Origin of the sequence: Pseudomonas sp. KCJK8993 (assembly GCF_046230915.1) — a bacterium.
In the GTDB taxonomy this organism is placed as follows: domain Bacteria; phylum Pseudomonadota; class Gammaproteobacteria; order Pseudomonadales; family Pseudomonadaceae; genus Aquipseudomonas; species Aquipseudomonas piscis.
The window spans coordinates 35,015-50,809 of the sequence record NZ_JBJJLO010000038.1 but is presented as its reverse complement, the minus strand read 5'-3'; the positions used below and the strand labels follow the sequence as shown (position 1 = coordinate 50,809).

At 65.1% G+C, this 15,795-nt stretch carries 16 protein-coding genes; 10 read left to right on the top strand and 6 right to left on the bottom strand.

The window, feature by feature from the left end:
* Positions 1-29: 29 nt before the first annotated feature.
* Together ppk2 and ACK6AU_RS14600 are read left to right on the top strand one after the other, a co-directional pair.
* Positions 30-923 carry a polyphosphate kinase 2 gene (gene ppk2, locus ACK6AU_RS14605; RefSeq protein ID WP_185698640.1) on the top strand — a complete coding sequence of 298 codons (894 nt, stop codon included), beginning with the start codon at positions 30-32 and terminating at the stop codon, positions 921-923.
* Positions 924-1,294: 371 nt separating this feature from the next.
* Positions 1,295-2,032 carry a hypothetical protein gene (locus ACK6AU_RS14600; protein WP_185698590.1) on the top strand — a complete coding sequence of 246 codons (738 nt, stop codon included), beginning with the start codon at positions 1,295-1,297 and terminating at the stop codon, positions 2,030-2,032.
* 133 nt (positions 2,033-2,165) lie between these two features.
* On the opposite strand, the gene ACK6AU_RS14595 is transcribed toward ACK6AU_RS14600, so the two are convergent.
* Positions 2,166-3,500: an ATP-binding protein gene (locus ACK6AU_RS14595; protein ID WP_409299697.1), complete on the bottom strand. Its 1,335-nt coding sequence runs from the start codon at positions 3,498-3,500 to the stop codon at positions 2,166-2,168.
* Positions 3,497-4,207, bottom strand: a complete 711-nt coding sequence (locus ACK6AU_RS14590) for a response regulator (RefSeq protein ID WP_185698591.1) — start codon at positions 4,205-4,207, stop codon at positions 3,497-3,499. Before ACK6AU_RS14590 ends, ACK6AU_RS14595 begins: the two co-directional genes overlap by 4 nt.
* Before the next feature lie 167 nt (positions 4,208-4,374).
* Here ACK6AU_RS14590 and ACK6AU_RS14585 point away from each other — a divergent pair, with 167 nt between their 5' ends.
* The gene (locus ACK6AU_RS14585) at positions 4,375-4,698 is read left to right on the top strand and encodes a hypothetical protein (protein ID WP_185698592.1); all 324 of its coding nucleotides are present in this window, start codon (positions 4,375-4,377) and stop codon (positions 4,696-4,698) included.
* Between the two features lie 63 nt (positions 4,699-4,761).
* Here the strand turns inward: ACK6AU_RS14585 and ACK6AU_RS14580 are convergent, their stop codons facing one another.
* On the bottom strand, positions 4,762-5,895 hold the full coding sequence (locus ACK6AU_RS14580) for an MFS transporter (RefSeq protein WP_185698593.1): 1,134 nt from the start codon (positions 5,893-5,895) through the stop codon (positions 4,762-4,764).
* A 101-nt stretch (positions 5,896-5,996) separates the two neighbouring features.
* Between ACK6AU_RS14580 and gcvA the strand changes: the two genes are divergently transcribed.
* The 4 genes from gcvA to ACK6AU_RS14560 all read left to right on the top strand — a co-directional run bounded on the left by gcvA (position 5,997) and on the right by ACK6AU_RS14560 (position 10,132).
* Complete coding sequence (gene gcvA, locus ACK6AU_RS14575) at positions 5,997-6,926, top strand: transcriptional regulator GcvA (protein WP_409299694.1); 930 nt, start codon at positions 5,997-5,999, stop codon at positions 6,924-6,926.
* 150 nt (positions 6,927-7,076) lie between these two features.
* On the top strand, positions 7,077-7,685 hold the full coding sequence (locus ACK6AU_RS14570) for a LysE family translocator (RefSeq protein WP_185698595.1): 609 nt from the start codon (positions 7,077-7,079) through the stop codon (positions 7,683-7,685).
* 100 nt (positions 7,686-7,785) lie between these two features.
* Positions 7,786-9,714 (top strand): alkaline phosphatase D family protein, encoded by a 1,929-nt coding sequence (locus ACK6AU_RS14565; protein WP_409299692.1) that lies wholly within the window; start codon positions 7,786-7,788, stop codon positions 9,712-9,714.
* 52 nt (positions 9,715-9,766) lie between these two features.
* On the top strand, positions 9,767-10,132 hold the full coding sequence (locus ACK6AU_RS14560; RefSeq protein ID WP_185698597.1) for a hypothetical protein: 366 nt from the start codon (positions 9,767-9,769) through the stop codon (positions 10,130-10,132).
* 9 nt (positions 10,133-10,141) lie between these two features.
* On the opposite strand, the gene ACK6AU_RS14555 is transcribed toward ACK6AU_RS14560, so the two are convergent.
* From ACK6AU_RS14555 to ACK6AU_RS14545, 3 genes are all read right to left on the bottom strand, one after another.
* Positions 10,142-10,711: a hypothetical protein gene (locus ACK6AU_RS14555; protein ID WP_185698598.1), complete on the bottom strand. Its 570-nt coding sequence runs from the start codon at positions 10,709-10,711 to the stop codon at positions 10,142-10,144.
* A gap of 196 nt (positions 10,712-10,907) precedes the next feature.
* Positions 10,908-12,953, bottom strand: a complete 2,046-nt coding sequence (locus ACK6AU_RS14550; RefSeq protein ID WP_185698599.1) for a c-type cytochrome — start codon at positions 12,951-12,953, stop codon at positions 10,908-10,910.
* A gap of 190 nt (positions 12,954-13,143) precedes the next feature.
* Entirely contained in the window at positions 13,144-13,833 is a 690-nt protein-coding gene (locus ACK6AU_RS14545; RefSeq protein ID WP_409299689.1) for an ArsR/SmtB family transcription factor, read from the bottom strand.
* 109 nt (positions 13,834-13,942) lie between these two features.
* Between ACK6AU_RS14545 and ACK6AU_RS14540 the strand changes: the two genes are divergently transcribed.
* The 3 genes from ACK6AU_RS14540 (at position 13,943) to ACK6AU_RS14530 (ending at position 15,733) form a co-directional block, all read left to right on the top strand.
* On the top strand, positions 13,943-14,452 hold the full coding sequence (locus tag ACK6AU_RS14540; RefSeq protein ID WP_185698601.1) for a DUF2938 domain-containing protein: 510 nt from the start codon (positions 13,943-13,945) through the stop codon (positions 14,450-14,452).
* A 41-nt stretch (positions 14,453-14,493) separates the two neighbouring features.
* Complete coding sequence (locus tag ACK6AU_RS14535) at positions 14,494-15,012, top strand: hypothetical protein (RefSeq protein WP_409299688.1); 519 nt, start codon at positions 14,494-14,496, stop codon at positions 15,010-15,012.
* A gap of 139 nt (positions 15,013-15,151) precedes the next feature.
* Positions 15,152-15,733 carry a DedA family protein gene (locus tag ACK6AU_RS14530; protein ID WP_185698642.1) on the top strand — a complete coding sequence of 194 codons (582 nt, stop codon included), beginning with the start codon at positions 15,152-15,154 and terminating at the stop codon, positions 15,731-15,733.
* Positions 15,734-15,795: the final 62 nt, after the last annotated feature.

Here is a 15,795-nt window from a genome sequence, read left to right as displayed (position 1 = left end):
CCATCGAGGTCGATCTCGAACAGAACCCCATGGCCCTGCAAATCGCCAACGCGCCTCGTGGCTCCAACGAAGACAGCGTCTCGGCCAAGCTGCCGGGCAATTACCCCTATCGCCACCGCATGCGCCGCGCCGAGTACGAGAAAGCCAAGCACGAGTTGCAGATCGAATTGCTCAAGGTGCAAAGCTGGGTCAAGGAAACCGGGCAACGCATCGTGGTCCTGTTCGAAGGCCGCGACGCCGCGGGCAAGGGCGGCACCATCAAGCGCTTCATGGAACACCTGAACCCCCGGGGTGCGCGAATCGTCGCCCTGGAAAAACCTTCCGAGCAGGAAAAGGGCCAGTGGTACTTCCAGCGCTACATCCAGCACCTGCCGACGGCGGGGGAAATGGTCTTCTTCGACCGCTCCTGGTACAACCGCGCCGGCGTCGAGCGGGTCATGGAGTTCTGCTCGCCCCTGCAATACCTGGAGTTCATGCGCCAGACTCCGGAACTGGAACGCATGCTGTGCAACAGCGGCATCCTGCTGTTCAAGTTCTGGTTCTCGGTCAACCGCGAAGAGCAGCTGCGGCGCTTCATCTCGCGCCGCGACGACCCGCTCAAGCACTGGAAACTCTCGCCCATCGATATCAAGTCCCTGGACAAATGGGACGAATACACCAGTGCCAAGCAGGCGATGTTCTTCCACACCGACACCGCCGACGCGCCGTGGACGGTGATCAAGTCCGACGACAAGAAACGCGCCCGGATCAACTGCATCCGTCACTTCCTGCACGAGCTGGACTACCCGGGCAAGGACCCCAAGGTCGCCCACGCTCCCGATCCGCTGCTGGTGGGCCGTGCCTCGCGAGGGCTGGAAGAAGATGAGCGCCCCGGCCAACTGGCGGCGGACATCGACGCCACAGGCCCCGCGCTGTCGTTCTAAGGCCATCCTCGCCCGCTGCACACGGGCCTTTGGGCCTGTGTCGCGGTGCGCCTGGCCCGGGCCCTCGCCAGGTGTTAGATTGCCGGCCCCGGCAATGACCGCGTATTGCACAGACCGAACTTGGACATGGATGCCCAGCAACACCCTCCGGTACCCGCGCCCACTGGCGCCCGCTGTTTCGTCCGCCCCGCAAGCCTTGCGCGCGGCAGGCCACTCGCTACCACCCGACTGCTCCCGGCCACCAGCGCCCGGAACCTGCGTCGCACCCGCTTACCCGGCAAGCGTCGGCCCTGCTCGAGCGCTTGCCTCTTGTTCTTGCTGAATCGCGCAGTGGCTTGCGCACGTTAATCGCCCGATACCAAGGATGTTCCATGCCCACTATCCCGACCCCGGAATTCAACCAACTGCCAACTGGCGCCGTGGCCTACCCCGAAGCGCGCGACCTGTTCGTCGCCGACCAGCAAGCGCTGGCCGAACACTTGCTGCCGCTGCTGTCCTTCGATGCCAGCCTGATCAACCCCGAGTGGTCCGCTCGCCTGCACCTGCTGAGCCCCATCGAGCCCAGCGGCGGCCTGGTCGGCATGTTCACCGAAGGCCAGGGCTTTGGCAGCGACTTGCTGAAGACCAACTGGATCGGTTTCAAGATCGAGGACGGCCGCTATCGCCTGTGCGGTGATCCGCGCTACTTCTTCCTGCACCCGGACAACGCCCACCTGGCCGACCCCGAGCCCAACGCTCGCGCCGACCTGGAACAGCACTACACCGAGCAACGTGCCGCCTACCAGGCCGCCCGCCAGCGCTACCAGGAACTCGGGCACTTGACTTGGCCCCGGGACAACGGGCAAAAGCTCAACTTCATCGAGGAAATCGGTGGCGTGGCCGAGGGTTATGGCAACTGGGTGGAAACCGTGGAATTTCCCATGGACATGGTCGAAGCCCAGGATGACAGCGGCGACATCGACGTCTGGCCCCTGAGCCCGGCGGGCCGCCGCTTCCAGCATGTCCTGGGGGTACCGGCCTACAACTACGGCATCTGCGGCGCCGACCTGATCGTGATGTTCTACGAACCGGTTGAAGGCCTGGTGCTGTTCTGCTTCGATTGGTCCTGACACCTGTGGCCGCTATCGAGCGACGCGAGACTGCGACAAGGCCCGCAGGGCCTTCAACCAGGACGGCCGCTACGCGCCCGTACGCAGCCTCGCAGGCTCGGTAGCGGCTACAAGAAGCCCCCAGGTGCAAGGGTTACAGCGGCAGCTCCACCCGGGCTTCGAGCCCGCCGTCCTCGCGGTTGAACAGGCGCAAGCTGCCGCCATGCTCACGCACGATGGCCCGGGCCGCCGACAAGCCCAGGCCAACGCCGCCGGTGCTCTTGTTGCGTGATGTCTCCAGGCGGAAGAACGGCTCGAACACCTGCTCCAACGCCTCGGGCGCAATGCCCGGACCACGATCCAGCACTCGCACCCGCACCTGCTCAGCCCCCTGCTCCAGCACGATGGCCGGCTCGACGCCGTACTTGAGGGCGTTGTCCAGCAGGTTGGCCATCACCCGCTTGAGCCCCAGGGGGCGGCCGCCATACACCAGGCGCGGCGGGCCACTGAAGATGATCTCCAAGCCCTGGTCGCGATAATCGTCCACCAGGGTCTGCAGCAGTTCCGCCAGGTCGAACTGGGTCGCCTGCTCCAGGCGCGCATCGTCGCGAAAGAATTCCAGGGCCGAGTTGATCATGGCCTGCATCTCGTCCACATCGCGGAACAGCCGTTGCTGCTGGTCGGCATCCTCGATGAACTCGCCGCGCAGGCGCATGCGGGTCAAGGGCGTGCGCAGGTCATGGGAAATGGCCGCGAGCATCTGCGTACGGTCCTTGATGAAGTGCTGCAACTGCGCCTGCATGGCGTTGAACGCCAGGATCGCCTGGCGGATCTCGTGGGGCCCCACCGGCTCGATGGGGGGCGCGTGAAAGTCCAGGGCAAAGCGTCGTGCACCCTGGGCGAACTGCTGCAACGGCCTGGCCAGGCGGCGGGTGGCGATCCAGGCCACCAGGCCGGTGGACACCAGCACCAGGGCGATGACGATCAAGTTGCGGGTGCTCTCATCCAGCCCCCAATTGCGAGATTTCGAGGAAAACATCAGCCAGGATTGGTCGGTCAACTGCACCAGTAGCGCGTAGCAGCCATTGGGCCCCGACCAGTCGCTGGGCATGTAGGCCTCTATGCGCCGCGTAGGCGGTTCCAGCGCCTGGCGGATGCCCTCTCCCACGTATTCGGAGTCCTCGACGACTGGCAGATTGAAAGCCTCGCGAGTCGGCTGCCAGATCACGCTGGAAGATTCATGACTGACCGCTGCCGCCAACCGTGCACGCTGGCCCGGCTCCGAGGCCTCGATCATCCGCACGATGGACGCCGAGTTCTCCAGGACTCCCGACTCTTCCAGGGATGGATAGGCCCAGACCCCGGCCAACTGTACGAACAACGCATTGAAGGCCAGGGCCGTGAGCATGGCCATGATGATGGTCAGGGCGATCCAGCGCGCCACCGTGTCGCGCAGCCGATAACGCCATAGCGGCTTGAGTACCTTCACTGGCGGGTCACGCTGGGGGTGAACAGGTAGCCGCCGTTGCGCACCGTGCGGATCATCGCCGGGCGCTTGGTATCGAACTCCAGCTTGCGCCGCAGGCGGCTGACCTGGACATCGATGCTGCGGTCGAAGGCGTCATGGGCCTGGCCCCGGGCCAGATCGAGCAATTGCTCACGGGTGAGGATGCGCTGCGGATGCTCGACGAACACCAGCAGCAAGTCGAACTCCCCCGCCGACAGCGGGATCATCACCTGGTCCGGCGAACGCAGTTCGCGCCGGGTCAGGTCCAGTTGCCAATCGGCGAAGCGGATCAACGGCCGTGGCACCTCGCCCGCCAGCGGCCGGCTCTCGCCGGAGCGACGCAACACCGCGCGCACCCGCGCCAGCAGCTCGCGGGCATCGAAGGGTTTGCCCAGGTAATCGTCGGCGCCCATCTCCAGGCCCACCACGCGGTCACTCAACTCGCCCATGGCCGTAAGCATGATCACCGGCGTGGCATGCTGCAGCCGCAGGCGCTGGCACAGGGCCAGGCCGTTGTCGCCGGGGAGCATCAGGTCGAGGATGATCAGGTCCGGCACCTCCCGCTCCAGGGCCGCCCACAGCCCAACACCATCGGTGGCCACGCTGACCTGGTAGCCCTGTTGGACAAAGAATTTCTTCAGCAGGGCGAGGACTTCGACGTCATCGTCCACGATCAGGAGACGGCTCACCGGCAGGGATCACTTCAAGTGGAAAGGAGCGTTATCTAAAACCATTCGCCGCGTCGCGTCATATATTTCAACGCGGTAACAAACCTGCAACGCTGCAATAAAGCAGACATCTTTGCGCAAGGTTCGGCTGCCAGGATTGACCTCCCCCTACTGGAGAACAGCCGACCATGCACCTGATCAAGAACACCTCGGCGCCCGCCCCAGCCATCCGCGAAGAGCTGCCCGAACCCAGCATCGCCCAACCGGCGCTGACGCTGCTGCAACGGGTGACCAAGCTCGACGACGCCAGCCTGCATTGCCGCGAAGTCAGCCTGCGCCTGTCCGAAGACCAGAACCACCTGGTGCTGACCCGCTACAGCGAGCACTACAGCCCCCAAGGCATGGAATGGGTAGAGCGCAAGCACCGGGTCTCGGTCACCGACCTGCTGCGCTGGGTCATCGAACAGGGCCAGCCCCAGAGCGTCCAGCGCGGCGACGACAGGCAGGCGTAAAGACAGCTGCAAGCTGCAAGCGACAAGCTTCAAGATTAAAGCTTGGAGCTTGTCGCTTGCCGCTTAGATTCCGCTGTTTGCATCGGGCTTCCGGCACGCCAATGCACTCAGCGCCAGGCACGCCGCCGCCAGTGAATACACCCACACCGAGGACGCCACCGGCAGCAACACGCCGGCGATCAGCGGGCCAAGCCCGGCGCCGATATCCCGCCATACCGCATTGGCCGCCAGGGCTCGCACTCGGCCTGCCCCCGGGTGCCGCTGGGCCACCACCGTCACGACTAGCGGCAGTTGCAGGGCCCGCAGTATCAATACCAGGGCGCCGCCGACGATCAGCCAATGGCAACCGAACCCCACCAGGGCCGCGCAGGTCAGCAGCGAAAAGACGATCAGCATCCGCGTCGCCCCCCAACGTTGCGCGGCGATACCGCCCAGGGGGCTGAGGAGCATTTCCGAGACGTAGCGCAGGGCCAACAACACACCCGCCACCAGCAGTGCGTTGCCAGCCATCAGTCGTTCGGCCTGCAACGACAAGCCAAGGATGAACAGCCCGTCCAGCACCAGGCCTTCGATGAAGGACCACAGCGCCACGCTGTCGGGACGCTGCAAGCGCCGGCCGGAATTCGCCAGTGGATGAGGCCTGCCAGGCAGGCCGAAAGCCAGCAGCAGGGCCAGCAGCGAGGTCAGGGCCAGTAGCCCGAAGATCACCCGCGGGCCGTATTCGATGCTGACCAGGGCGCCGATGGGCAAGGCCAGCATCGGTCCGCTGGCGATCAGCGCACGCGAACGGCCAGTGCGACGGGCGGCGCCCGTGGGCTCGGCGGTGGCCATGACCTGGGTCGAGAGGTTGAGGGCGGCGTAACTCAGGCCCCAGCCCAGGCGCAACAGCAACAACCACCAGAAGCCCGACAGGGTGGCGTAGCCCAGGGCGCACAACGCAGCGGTCGCCGTGGCCAGCACGCACGCCGGGCGGTCGCCGTGCCGGGCATAGAAGCGCATCACCTGGCCGTAGCCGAAGATCCGCACCAGGCGGTTGGCGGCCAGCAGCACACCGGCCTCGGCCAGGGTCACGCCGAACGCTTCGTGCTGCATGGGCAGCAACAGGTACAGCAGGACATCACCGGGCAGGCACAGGCCGAGGAGGGTGGCGCAACGGGCAGAGTCTTGATCGGTACGGCGAAGCGAGGTATCGGGCATGTCAGGCAGACCGGCTGATCGCGAACCCGGTGCAGCGTGCCGCCCGTGACCTGCGCTGACAAACGCTTTATTTGCGCCGTATAGGTAACTAAATTAGACGCATGATCAGCGACCTGCCCCCCCTGAACGCGGTCCGCGCCTTTGCCGCGGCCGCCCGCCACGAAAGCTTCAGCCGCGCGGCGGACGAGTTGCACGTGAGCCACAGCGCCATCAGCCGGCATATCAAGTTGCTGGAGGAACACCTGGGCGTGCTGCTGTTCGAGCGGCGCATCCGCCAGTCGATCCTCACCCCGGCCGGACAGGCTTTCTATGAGCAGGTCAGCGTGGCCCTGACCCAGATTGCCCAGGCCGCCACCGCCCTGCGCCAGGGCTCGGCGCAGCGCAAGGTGACCATCAACGTGCGACCGTCCTTCGCCGTGCGTTGGCTGATTCCGCGCCTGCCGCAGTTCATGGCGCAGTACCCGCAGATCCACCCGGAGGTGGTGACCAGCACCCTGTCCCCCGACCCGGCCCGGGAAACCTTCGACCTGGTGATCCGCCGCGGGCGCTCGGGGTGGGCGGCAGCGCTGCAACCGCAACGCCTGCTGGACGACGAACTCCTGGTGGTGGCCGCCCCCGCGCTCTTGCACGACACCCCCTTGCACAGCCCCAAGGACCTGGCGCGTCATACCCTGCTGGTCAGCCGCACCCGACTCAGTGACTGGCCAAAATGGCTCGAGCACTGCCGGCTCAAGCCGCTGCGCAACCCACCGACCCTGCATTTTGACCATATGCACTTCGTGCTCCAGGCCTGCGTCGACGGCCTCGGCTTGAGCCTGTGCCCCGCCTCGCTGCTGGCCAAGGACCTGGCCAGCGGCCGGCTGGTCTGCCCGCTGCCACAGTTGCGCCAGCCCCTGACCCACTATTACTACGCCATGGCCTGCGACGCCGCGCCGCAGGCCCAGGTGTTCATCGACTGGATGCAGGCCCAGATCCAGCACGATGCGACCCACAACCCGGCCCAGTTGCCGGCGCGCCATGACGGCCACTGAAGCGACCAGGCAGAATCCCCCATGCGTCTGATTCCGGCACAGCAGCGATGCAATTAAAGCGTTTGTCAGCACGTGCCTTCGCGCTCACCCTGCACCGCGGCGCCGGCCATTGCCACGGCGCTCTTTCATCATCCAAGCCCGGAGTGCCCCATGGCGAGTTATGGACTGTTCCTGCTGCTGGCTACCCTGACCATCCTCAGCCCCGGTCCCGGGGTGGTACTGACCCTGTCCAACGCCCTGCGCCATGGCTGGGCCGGCGCCTTGCCGGGCATCCTCGGCATTGCCCTGGGCGCCTTCGTGGTGGCCGGGCTGTGTGCCAGCAGCCTGGGCCTGGTGCTGGCCGCCTCGGCCACCGCGTTCACCCTGCTCAAGTACCTCGGCGCCCTGTACCTGCTGTACCTGGGCATCAAGATGTGGCGCAGCCAGGGCTTCATTCCTCAACTCCAGGCCAGCAGCCCGCGCCCCTGGCGACGCTTCGTCGAGGCGCTATCGATCCAGTTGCTCAACCCCAAGGCCGGGTTCTTCTTCCTGGCGGTATTCCCGCAGTTCATCCAGGCCGAGGGCAGTTACCTGCGCCAGTTCCTGTTGCTGGTGACCAGCTACGGCCTGCTGGTGGTGGCGGTGCACAGTGCCTATGCCGGCCTGGCCAACGGTGCCCGAGACTGGCTGTCCAGCCGGCGCGGGGCACGGATCGCCGGCAGGCTCTCGGGGATCACCTTCTTGGGCTTCGGGGTGATGATGGCCACGACCAGTAAATAACTGGATACAAATGCCCCGGGACGCCGCCGCCAGGCAACGTTTGCATGACATTCGCTACGCTACCATGGCGCCTCTTTTCTAGTCCCGAGCCCTTGCGCACATGCCCTTGTCCCACGTCCTCGACACGCTGCCCCCCGTACTCGCCGGCCCGCTGTTGCGCCGCCTGGAACCGAGCCGGCTGGTGATGTGGCTGGTGGGCTCGCAGCCTTTGTCCCTGACCCTGCAACTGCAGGCCGAAGGCGCGGCCATGCAGGAATTGACCCTGGATGAGCGTCAGTGCCAGGTCATCGCCGTGGGCCGCGAAGCCTATATCCACCTGATCGACGTGAGCCTGGACGCGGCCCTGCCCGAGGATCTGCCGATCGCCTATGACCTGCTGCTCAACGATGCGCAGCATGGCTTCCAGGGCATGGCCGCCTGGGCGCCCCACTTGCTCTATGGCAATGCGCGGCGGGCCGAATTCGTGCTCCCCAGCCGCATCGACAACCTGCTCCACGGCTCCTGCCGCAAGCCCCATCATCCGGCCCCCGACGGCCTGCTGTGTGCCGACCGCCTGCTGGCGCAAAAACCGGCGACCCAAGACCGCCCCGCATTGCTGCTGATGAGCGGCGACCAGATCTACGCCGACGATGTGGCCGGCCCCATGCTGCGGGCCATCCATGCCCTGATCGAACGCCTGGGCCTGTTCGACGAGCAGCTCGAGGGCGCCGTGGTGGACGACAGCCAGGCGCTCTACCGGCACCACGCCAGCTACTACCAGCGGGCCGAACTGCTGCCGGCGCTCAAGAGCAACGAGACCCTGCGCGAGCGGTTCTTCGGCGGGGTGAAGAAGCCGATCTTCACCAGCAGCAGCGCCGACAATCACCTGGTGACCTTCGCCGAGGTGCTGGCCATGTACCTGCTGGCCTGGTCGCCGGTGCCCTGGAGCCTGATCGCGCCCCAGATGCCGCAACTGAGCCCGCAGCACCAGGCGCGCTATGCCAAGGAGCAACGGCATATCGAGGCCTTCGTCGCCGGCCTGGACGGCGTGGCGCGGGTCTTCGCCCACCTGTCGTGCCTGATGATCTTCGACGACCACGACATCACCGACGACTGGAACCTCAGCGCCCAATGGGAAGAAACCGCCTACGGCCATCCCTTCTCCAAACGCATCATCGGCAACGCGCTACTGGCCTACCTGCTGTGCCAGGGCTGGGGCAACCACCCGGATGCCTTCGTGCCACTGCTGGAACAGGTGCGCGCCTTGAGCGCCACGCCACAAGGCCCGGAACAGCTGCTGGAGTCTCAGACCCAGGACGCTCTGATCGACCGGCTGCTGCGCTTTGAACAATGGCAGTACGTCTTGCCCAGCACCCCGCCCCTGGTGGTCCTGGACACCCGCACCCGACGCTGGCGCAGCGAATTCAGCCTGGGCCAGCCCTCGGGCCTGCTGGACTGGGAAGCCTTGAGCGAACTGCAGCACGAACTGCTGGACCATCCCTCGGCGATCATCGTTTCACCGGCGCCGATCTTCGGCGTCAAGCTGATCGAAACCGTGCAGAAGGTCTTCAGCTGGTGTGGCTACCCGCTGCTGGTGGACGCGGAAAACTGGATGGCCCATCGCGGTTCGGCCCAGGTGATCCTCAATATCTTCCGCCACTCACGCACCCCGGGCAGCTACGTGATCCTCTCCGGCGACGTGCACTACTCCTTCGTCTACGAAGTGCTGATCCGCCACCGCCAGGGCGGCCCGCGGATCTGGCAGATCACCAGCAGCGGCATCAAGAACGAGTTCCCCGCCGCCCTGCTGGACTGGTTCGACCGCCTCAACCGCTGGCTCTACTCGCCACGCTCGCCGTTGAACTGGTTCACCAGGCGTCGACGCATGAAGGTCATTCCCCACGTGCCCGAGCACGCCGAAGCCGGAGAGAGGCTGTGGAATTCCTCGGGGATCGGCCAGGTGTTTTTCAATCAGCAGGGGCAGCCGGTGACCATCCTCCAGCACAATGCCAATGGCGCAGCGCCGACCCGGATGATCGCCCCAAGATAGAACCCGCTAGCGCGCCAGCCAGATCCCCGACAGCCCAAGGAAGGAACACAGCGTGTCATCAGACATCACCCCGAAGCAGCGGGACGATATTCGCTACGTATTATCGGACGCCTTTGTGGATAACGAGGTGGACTACGCCTATATCGCCCGGCAGACCCAGGCTTACGACCGGACCGAGGTGGAGCGCATTCTCTACGAAGAGGTGGCGCCGGTCTGCTACATCAACCTGATGACGGTGATCCCGGAAATCTGGATGGGCTTCGCTCGCGAACCCTTGCTGGAGGAAATCGAGGAAAGCCTGGCGCTACGGCGCAGCAGTCGCTGGCAGGCATTTCGCGGGCGCTTGTTCATCCGCTGGATCCGCTTTCGCGGTGCCTACATCTGGGAAGAAATCTGCAAGCGCTACGAAGCCCGCTAGGTTCACGCCCTATTGCGCGCCGGCGCGGCAGAAACCGGTGGGGCGCAAAACCACAAGGTCCGGCAGTGCCTCACCACGCTCATCGATCTTGCGCAGCCGGGCGGTGCACATCTGGTCCTGGAGAAACTCCATCTGATAGGTCGCGCCAGCCTCGGGAACGAAGGTCACGCTTTGTTCGCAGACCGCGCGGTAGTCCCGGCTCATCCCCGGTTCCGTGTTGTAGAACATGAAGGCGAACGGACGATTGGCCGGGATCTTCAGCTCGTTGGCGCCAAAGCCCTCTTGGCGCCGCATGCGGTCGGTGGCGGCGGTCATCGGAATGTGCAGGTTGCGGAAGTTGGGATTGGCGATGCCGCGATGAGGCCTGACCATCAGCCCCGACGCGGGCTTGCTCCAGTCGATGCAATCGCTGTAGGGCACGCCACGTACCAGCCCCTGGGCGACGATGCGGATCAGTGCGGTTTCACCGGCATCGGCCGGCACCCGGTAGCTGACAGTAGTCGCTTTGAGCATGGAAACAAAGGCACAACCGCCGAGCCCCAGGGACAGGGTCAGCAACAGGATCGAGCGAAACCGCATGATTCATCCTTGAAGGACCGCCCGCTCAGACTACGGGCAAAGGACGGTGATCTTACCGCGGCGCCACTGAGCCTCCACAGTTTTTTCTGCACGATCCGCAGCGGCCACCGAAAACCGCGAGGCCCTCAAGAGCACGCGCTCTTGAGGGCCTCGGAAGCCCCTGCGGGCCTTGTCGCTGTCTGCGACAAGGCCGCGGTCAGTAGCGGGCGTCCGCCGGGCGGCCACCGTTGGGCCAGTCCTTGACCTTGTCCGGGAAGTCCGGACGCGGTTGATGGGAGAAGTATTCGGCCACGTCCAGGGCTTGCTGATCCGAGAGACCGCCCTGGCCCAGGGGGAATTTCTCGTGGAAGCCGATCGGCATGTTGCGCTTGACGAAGGCCGCGGCAGTGTAGGTACGGGCCATGCCGGCGCCGATGTTGAACGATTCGTCGCCCCACAGCGGCGGGAAGATCAGGCTGCCGTCGGCACGCTTCAGGCCTTCGCCATCGGCGCCATGGCACACCGCGCACTGCTTGGCGTACACCTGCTTGCCGTTCTCGGCGTTGGGCTTGAGGGCGGGATCGATCTTGCCCACGCCACGCCCGGCCACCTTGTCCTCGGGACGAGTGTTCATCTTCATCCATTCGAAGTAGGCGACCATGGCTTGCATGTCCGGGCCAGCCACCGGCAGCGGCTTGCCGTGCATGGAGCGGCGGAAGCAACCGTTGATGCGCTCTTCCAGGGTAATGGTCTTGCCCGCCCGTGGCGCGTAGCCGGGAAAGAATGCCGAGACACCGACGAAAGGCGAACCATCGGCCACGGTACCGGCGTTGAGGTGGCAGCTGGTGCAGTTCAGCGCGTTGCCGACGTTGTCCGGCAGCAGGGCCTTGGTTTCCAGGTGCAGGCGCATGCCACGCACCAGTTGCTCGGCGTTCGGCGCGGCCAGCAAGTTGGCCAGGCGTGGGGTTTCGAACGGCGTGCTCTCCACCTGCGGGCTCAGTTGGGCACGCATCTGCTTGACCTGGCTGGCATTGATGGCCGACCCCGTATTGCCCCAGCTGCTGCGGACGAAGGTCAGGATCTCGGCGATTTCCTCATCGGCCAGCTGGGCGAAGCCCGGCATGGTGTAGACCCGTGGATGGGCCGCGGTCTGGGCGGTCTTCCAGCCGGTCAGGGTGATGTGCAGCAAGGAAGTCGGGTTGCTCGATGCCACGCTGGGGTTGCCCGCCAGGGACGGGAACATCTGCGGTACGCCGGCGCCATCCTGGCGGTGGCAGTCGGAGCAGAACTGCGCATAACCCAGGCCACCACGAGAGGTGAACAAGTTGCTCGGCGGCGCCGCCGGGGCCAGGACCTCGGACGGCATCGGCAGGTCATCCTTGCCCGCCGGCAGCGACTTGAGATAGGCGGCGATGGCGGTCAGGTCGGCATCGGTGAAGTGCTGGGTACTGTGGTGGATCACATCGGCCATGTTGCCCGAGACCGTGGCGAAGCGGTTCTGCCCGGTCTTGAGCAGTTGCACGGTGTCTTCCACGGTCCACAGGTTGCGCAGGCTCAGGGCACGCCACTCTTCTACCGTCTCCCCGGCCAGGTAATGCTGGCCACCGGATTCGGTGTCGCTCATGGCCTTCTCCTGGAAGGCGATGCCCCGTGGGGTGTGGCAAGAACCGCAATGGCCCAGGCCCTGGACCAGGTAGGCGCCACGGTTGAGCTGTTCGTCACGCTGGGGATCGGGCTTGAAGGGCTGCTTGTCGACGAAGGCGAAGTTCCAGAACCACAGGCCCCAGCGCTGGTTGAACGGGAAGCTCATGTCGGCCTCCAGGTTGCCCTGGGCCACCGGCTCCACGCCATTCATCAGGTAGGCATAGAGCGCTCGCATGTCCTCTTCGGTCATCTTCGCGTAGGACGGGTACGGCATGGCCGGGTACAAATGGCTGCCATCAGGGGTCACGCCTTCACGCATGGCGCGGTCGAACTGGTCGAAGCTGTAGTTACCGATACCGGTGGCCTTGTCCGGGGTGATGTTGCTGGAGTAGATGGTGCCCATGGGCGTCTTCAGCTCCAGGCCGCCGGCCATGACGGCGCCGCCACGGGCGGTATGGCAGGCGATGCAGTCGCCGAGCTGGGCCACATACTGGCCACGCTGGATCAGTTCGGCATCGGGAGTGGCGGCAGTTGCCGGGGCCGGCTCGCTACCATGGACGGAGTGTACGCAGAGCAACGCAGCGCCCAGGAGGCACAAGCGCGACAGAGAAAAAGCCATCAGGTTATTCCTTTAAAACCCGCCTGGGGTGACCCCCTCGGCCGATATCCGCAAAGGTTTTTATTGGTTATCTCGGGCCCTTGGGAGGTAGGCCCGGGGCCCGGTACCTTGTGGGTCCGAGCCTGACTCCCTTGTAATGGATTTCTCTGAAAACCCTGTTGATATGGATCATGCACCGGTAGGCAATGGCTTATTCGCCCTGTTTCTCGGCGCTTTCACTCGCTGCCTCGACACCCAGCCCGGCGGCCTGCCAGTCGGTGAACCCCTCCTCCAGGCGCCGCACCTTGAAGCCCTTGGCCCGCAACAACGCCGCGGCATTGTGCGACAGCACGCAATAAGGGCCGCGGCAGTAGGCCACCAGTTCCTGGTCTACCGGCAGCTCCGCCAACCGCTGCTCCAGCTCATCCAGCGGGATGTTGATCGCCCCAGGCAAATGGCCCTGGGCGAACTCATCTAGCGGACGCACATCCAGCAAGGTCATGCCGCCTTCCTGCAAGCGTTGGTGCAATTCGTCCCGGGAGATGCCCTCCAGCCGCGCCGGCTGTTGCACGCTATCGCTGAGCAGGTCGCGAATCTGCCCGTGGTTGTAGTCGACGTATTGGCGCAGGGCACCGAGCAGGTTCGCCACCGGCCCCTGGGCCAGGCTGTACAACACGCGCTTGCCATCGCGTCGGGTCTGCACGAAACCGCCGCGACGCAGCTGCTGCAGGTGCTGGGAAGTGTTGGCTACCGAAAGGCCCGAGGCCTCCACCAGGCGCTCCACCGGTTGCTCGCCGCGAGCGATGTGCTCCAGCAGGATCAGGCGATGGTGATGCCCGAGGATGCGCGCCAGCTCGGCCATGTCGGCCAGCGGCTGCTGTGGGGAAAACGAATCGGTCATTGACAGTTCCTGCTGCTTTATTGATCATTCAATCATTAAATTGAATGAAATCTTATCACGGGAATACCTGGCACTGCACTGCCAGGCTCCCGTATTTGAAGGAGTCCTTATGCATGCACTCATGGCGTTGATTTTACCGGCACTGGTGATCGGTGTCGGCGCAACCCTGGTCCTGGATCTCTGGAACCTGTTCCTGGCCCGGCTCCTGAAGATGCCCGGCCCCAACTGGGGCATGGTCGGGCGCTGGGTGGGCCACTTCCCCCAGGGCCGGTTCGTGCACCAGAACATCGCCCAGGCGACGCCAATAGCCGGAGAACAAGCGCTGGGCTGGCTGGCCCATTACCTGATCGGGATCGCTTTCGCGGTACTGTTGCTGCTGACCCAGGCCCCGCAATGGCCGTTGCAGCCGAGCCTGGCCCCGGCGCTGATCGTCGGCGTGCTGACGGTGGCCGCGCCGTTTTTCCTGATGCAGCCGTGCATGGGCGCTGGAGTCGCGGCCAGCAAGACACCCAAGCCGAACGTGGCCCGGCTGCGCAGCCTGGTCGGCCACTCGGTGTTCGGCCTGGGCTTGTACGGTTCGGCCCTGACCTGGGCGTGGGTGATGGGACAGGCCGCCTGAGCGTCAACTCCAATTACCAGCGCCCAGGAACCGCTCCAGCGATGAAGCCAGCCATCTGCGATCTATGCCTCAACGACTTTCGCTCGGAGATGTTCCATGCCGCCAGCGGCGGCGACCTGGTGCGCTTTGCCGACTACAGCCCCCTGGACGCCAGCTACGCGGGCCATCCCCATGGCTATGAGTGGTTTTGCGCTGAACACCTGGCCAGCGCCCAGGCTCTGGCTTCGCTGAACCACGCCGATGCCATGGCCAGGCTGTTCCGACAATATGGGCCATTCCCGGAATATCCGCCGCTGGCCCATAGCGATCCGGCACTGTGGCTTGTCCAGGTCGGCGTGAATCCCGCCCGAGTGTTCGGCATCGTCCGCCAGGCCATGACCCTCAGCCCCCGGCAGGCCAAGACGCTGATGGCCAACACTCCCTTCAAGGTCATGCAAGCCTGGCCACAGGTGTTCAGGACCTGGCAACAAGCCCTGGAACAAGCGGGGGCCAGCGTCGAGATACGCTACCCTTCGTCAAGATCCGTCCTGGCCGAAAGCGCAGCCCTACCCAGTCGCTGAAGCGCCTACCCGAAAGCCCTTGAACGCAACTGTCGCCAGAGGCGAATGTTCCAGGCACTTGTGCCGACCGATGGAATCAGAGTTCTGTGTAGCATCGCTACCGGCCACCGGCTCCACCTGCCCATGGAAGACCCTGCCCATGCTCGAACACCTGGACCTCAACGCCCTGATCGCCACCTACGGCTACTGGGTGATCTTCGTCGGTTGCCTGCTGGAGGGCGAGACCGTGCTGATCCTCGGTGGCATGGCCGCGCACCAGGGCAACCTGGAGTGGCCCCAGGTGCTCGGCCTGGCCACCCTCGGCGGCATCCTCGGCGACCAGTTGCTGTTCTGGACCGGTCGCTACTCCGGCGTCCGGGTGCTGCCCAGGCTCAAGCGCCACCAAGCCGCCATCGCGCGGGTCAAGGGCCTGATCGAACGCTATCCCCTGACCTCGGTGTTCGCCGTGCGCTTTCTCTATGGCATGCGCTTGGTGGGGCCGATGGTCATCGGCGCCAGCGGCCTGGCACCCTGGCGCTTTGCCTTGCTCAATGTGCTCGGGGCCGCGGTCTGGGCCATGCTGTTCGTCGGGGCCGGTTACTGGGCCGGCGAGGCCTTGCAGCATTTCCTCGGTGACCTGAAGCCCTATCGCCTGCCGATCTTCCTCGGCGTGGTGGCCCTGCTGGCGCTCGCCGCCCTGGTGCGCCACCTGCGCAACCGCCGCAAGGCACAAACGCCCTGAACCGCAGGCAAAGGCGAGGTCGGGAATTTTCATACTGACCCGGCGACTTTATTTCGTTTGTC

Excerpts from the sequence above, each read along its gene's own strand:
- ACK6AU_RS14535 (WP_409299688.1), top strand. The coding sequence starts at position 14,494 with ATGAAGCCAGCCATCTGCGATCTATGCCTCAACGACTTTCGCTCGGAG.
- ACK6AU_RS14540 (WP_185698601.1), top strand. The coding sequence starts at position 13,943 with ATGCATGCACTCATGGCGTTGATTTTACCGGCACTGGTGATCGGTGTC.
- ACK6AU_RS14530 (WP_185698642.1), top strand. The coding sequence starts at position 15,152 with ATGCTCGAACACCTGGACCTCAACGCCCTGATCGCCACCTACGGCTAC.
- ACK6AU_RS14545 (WP_409299689.1), bottom strand. The coding sequence starts at position 13,833 with ATGACCGATTCGTTTTCCCCACAGCAGCCGCTGGCCGACATGGCCGAG.
- ACK6AU_RS14585 (WP_185698592.1), top strand. The coding sequence starts at position 4,375 with ATGCACCTGATCAAGAACACCTCGGCGCCCGCCCCAGCCATCCGCGAA.
- ACK6AU_RS14570 (WP_185698595.1), top strand. The coding sequence starts at position 7,077 with ATGGCGAGTTATGGACTGTTCCTGCTGCTGGCTACCCTGACCATCCTC.
- gcvA (WP_409299694.1), top strand. The coding sequence starts at position 5,997 with ATGATCAGCGACCTGCCCCCCCTGAACGCGGTCCGCGCCTTTGCCGCG.
- ACK6AU_RS14550 (WP_185698599.1), bottom strand. The coding sequence starts at position 12,953 with ATGGCTTTTTCTCTGTCGCGCTTGTGCCTCCTGGGCGCTGCGTTGCTC.
- ppk2 (WP_185698640.1), top strand. The coding sequence starts at position 30 with ATGGCCCTGCAAATCGCCAACGCGCCTCGTGGCTCCAACGAAGACAGC.
- ACK6AU_RS14555 (WP_185698598.1), bottom strand. The coding sequence starts at position 10,711 with ATGCGGTTTCGCTCGATCCTGTTGCTGACCCTGTCCCTGGGGCTCGGC.
- ACK6AU_RS14600 (WP_185698590.1), top strand. The coding sequence starts at position 1,295 with ATGCCCACTATCCCGACCCCGGAATTCAACCAACTGCCAACTGGCGCC.
- ACK6AU_RS14580 (WP_185698593.1), bottom strand. The coding sequence starts at position 5,895 with ATGCCCGATACCTCGCTTCGCCGTACCGATCAAGACTCTGCCCGTTGC.
- ACK6AU_RS14565 (WP_409299692.1), top strand. The coding sequence starts at position 7,786 with ATGCCCTTGTCCCACGTCCTCGACACGCTGCCCCCCGTACTCGCCGGC.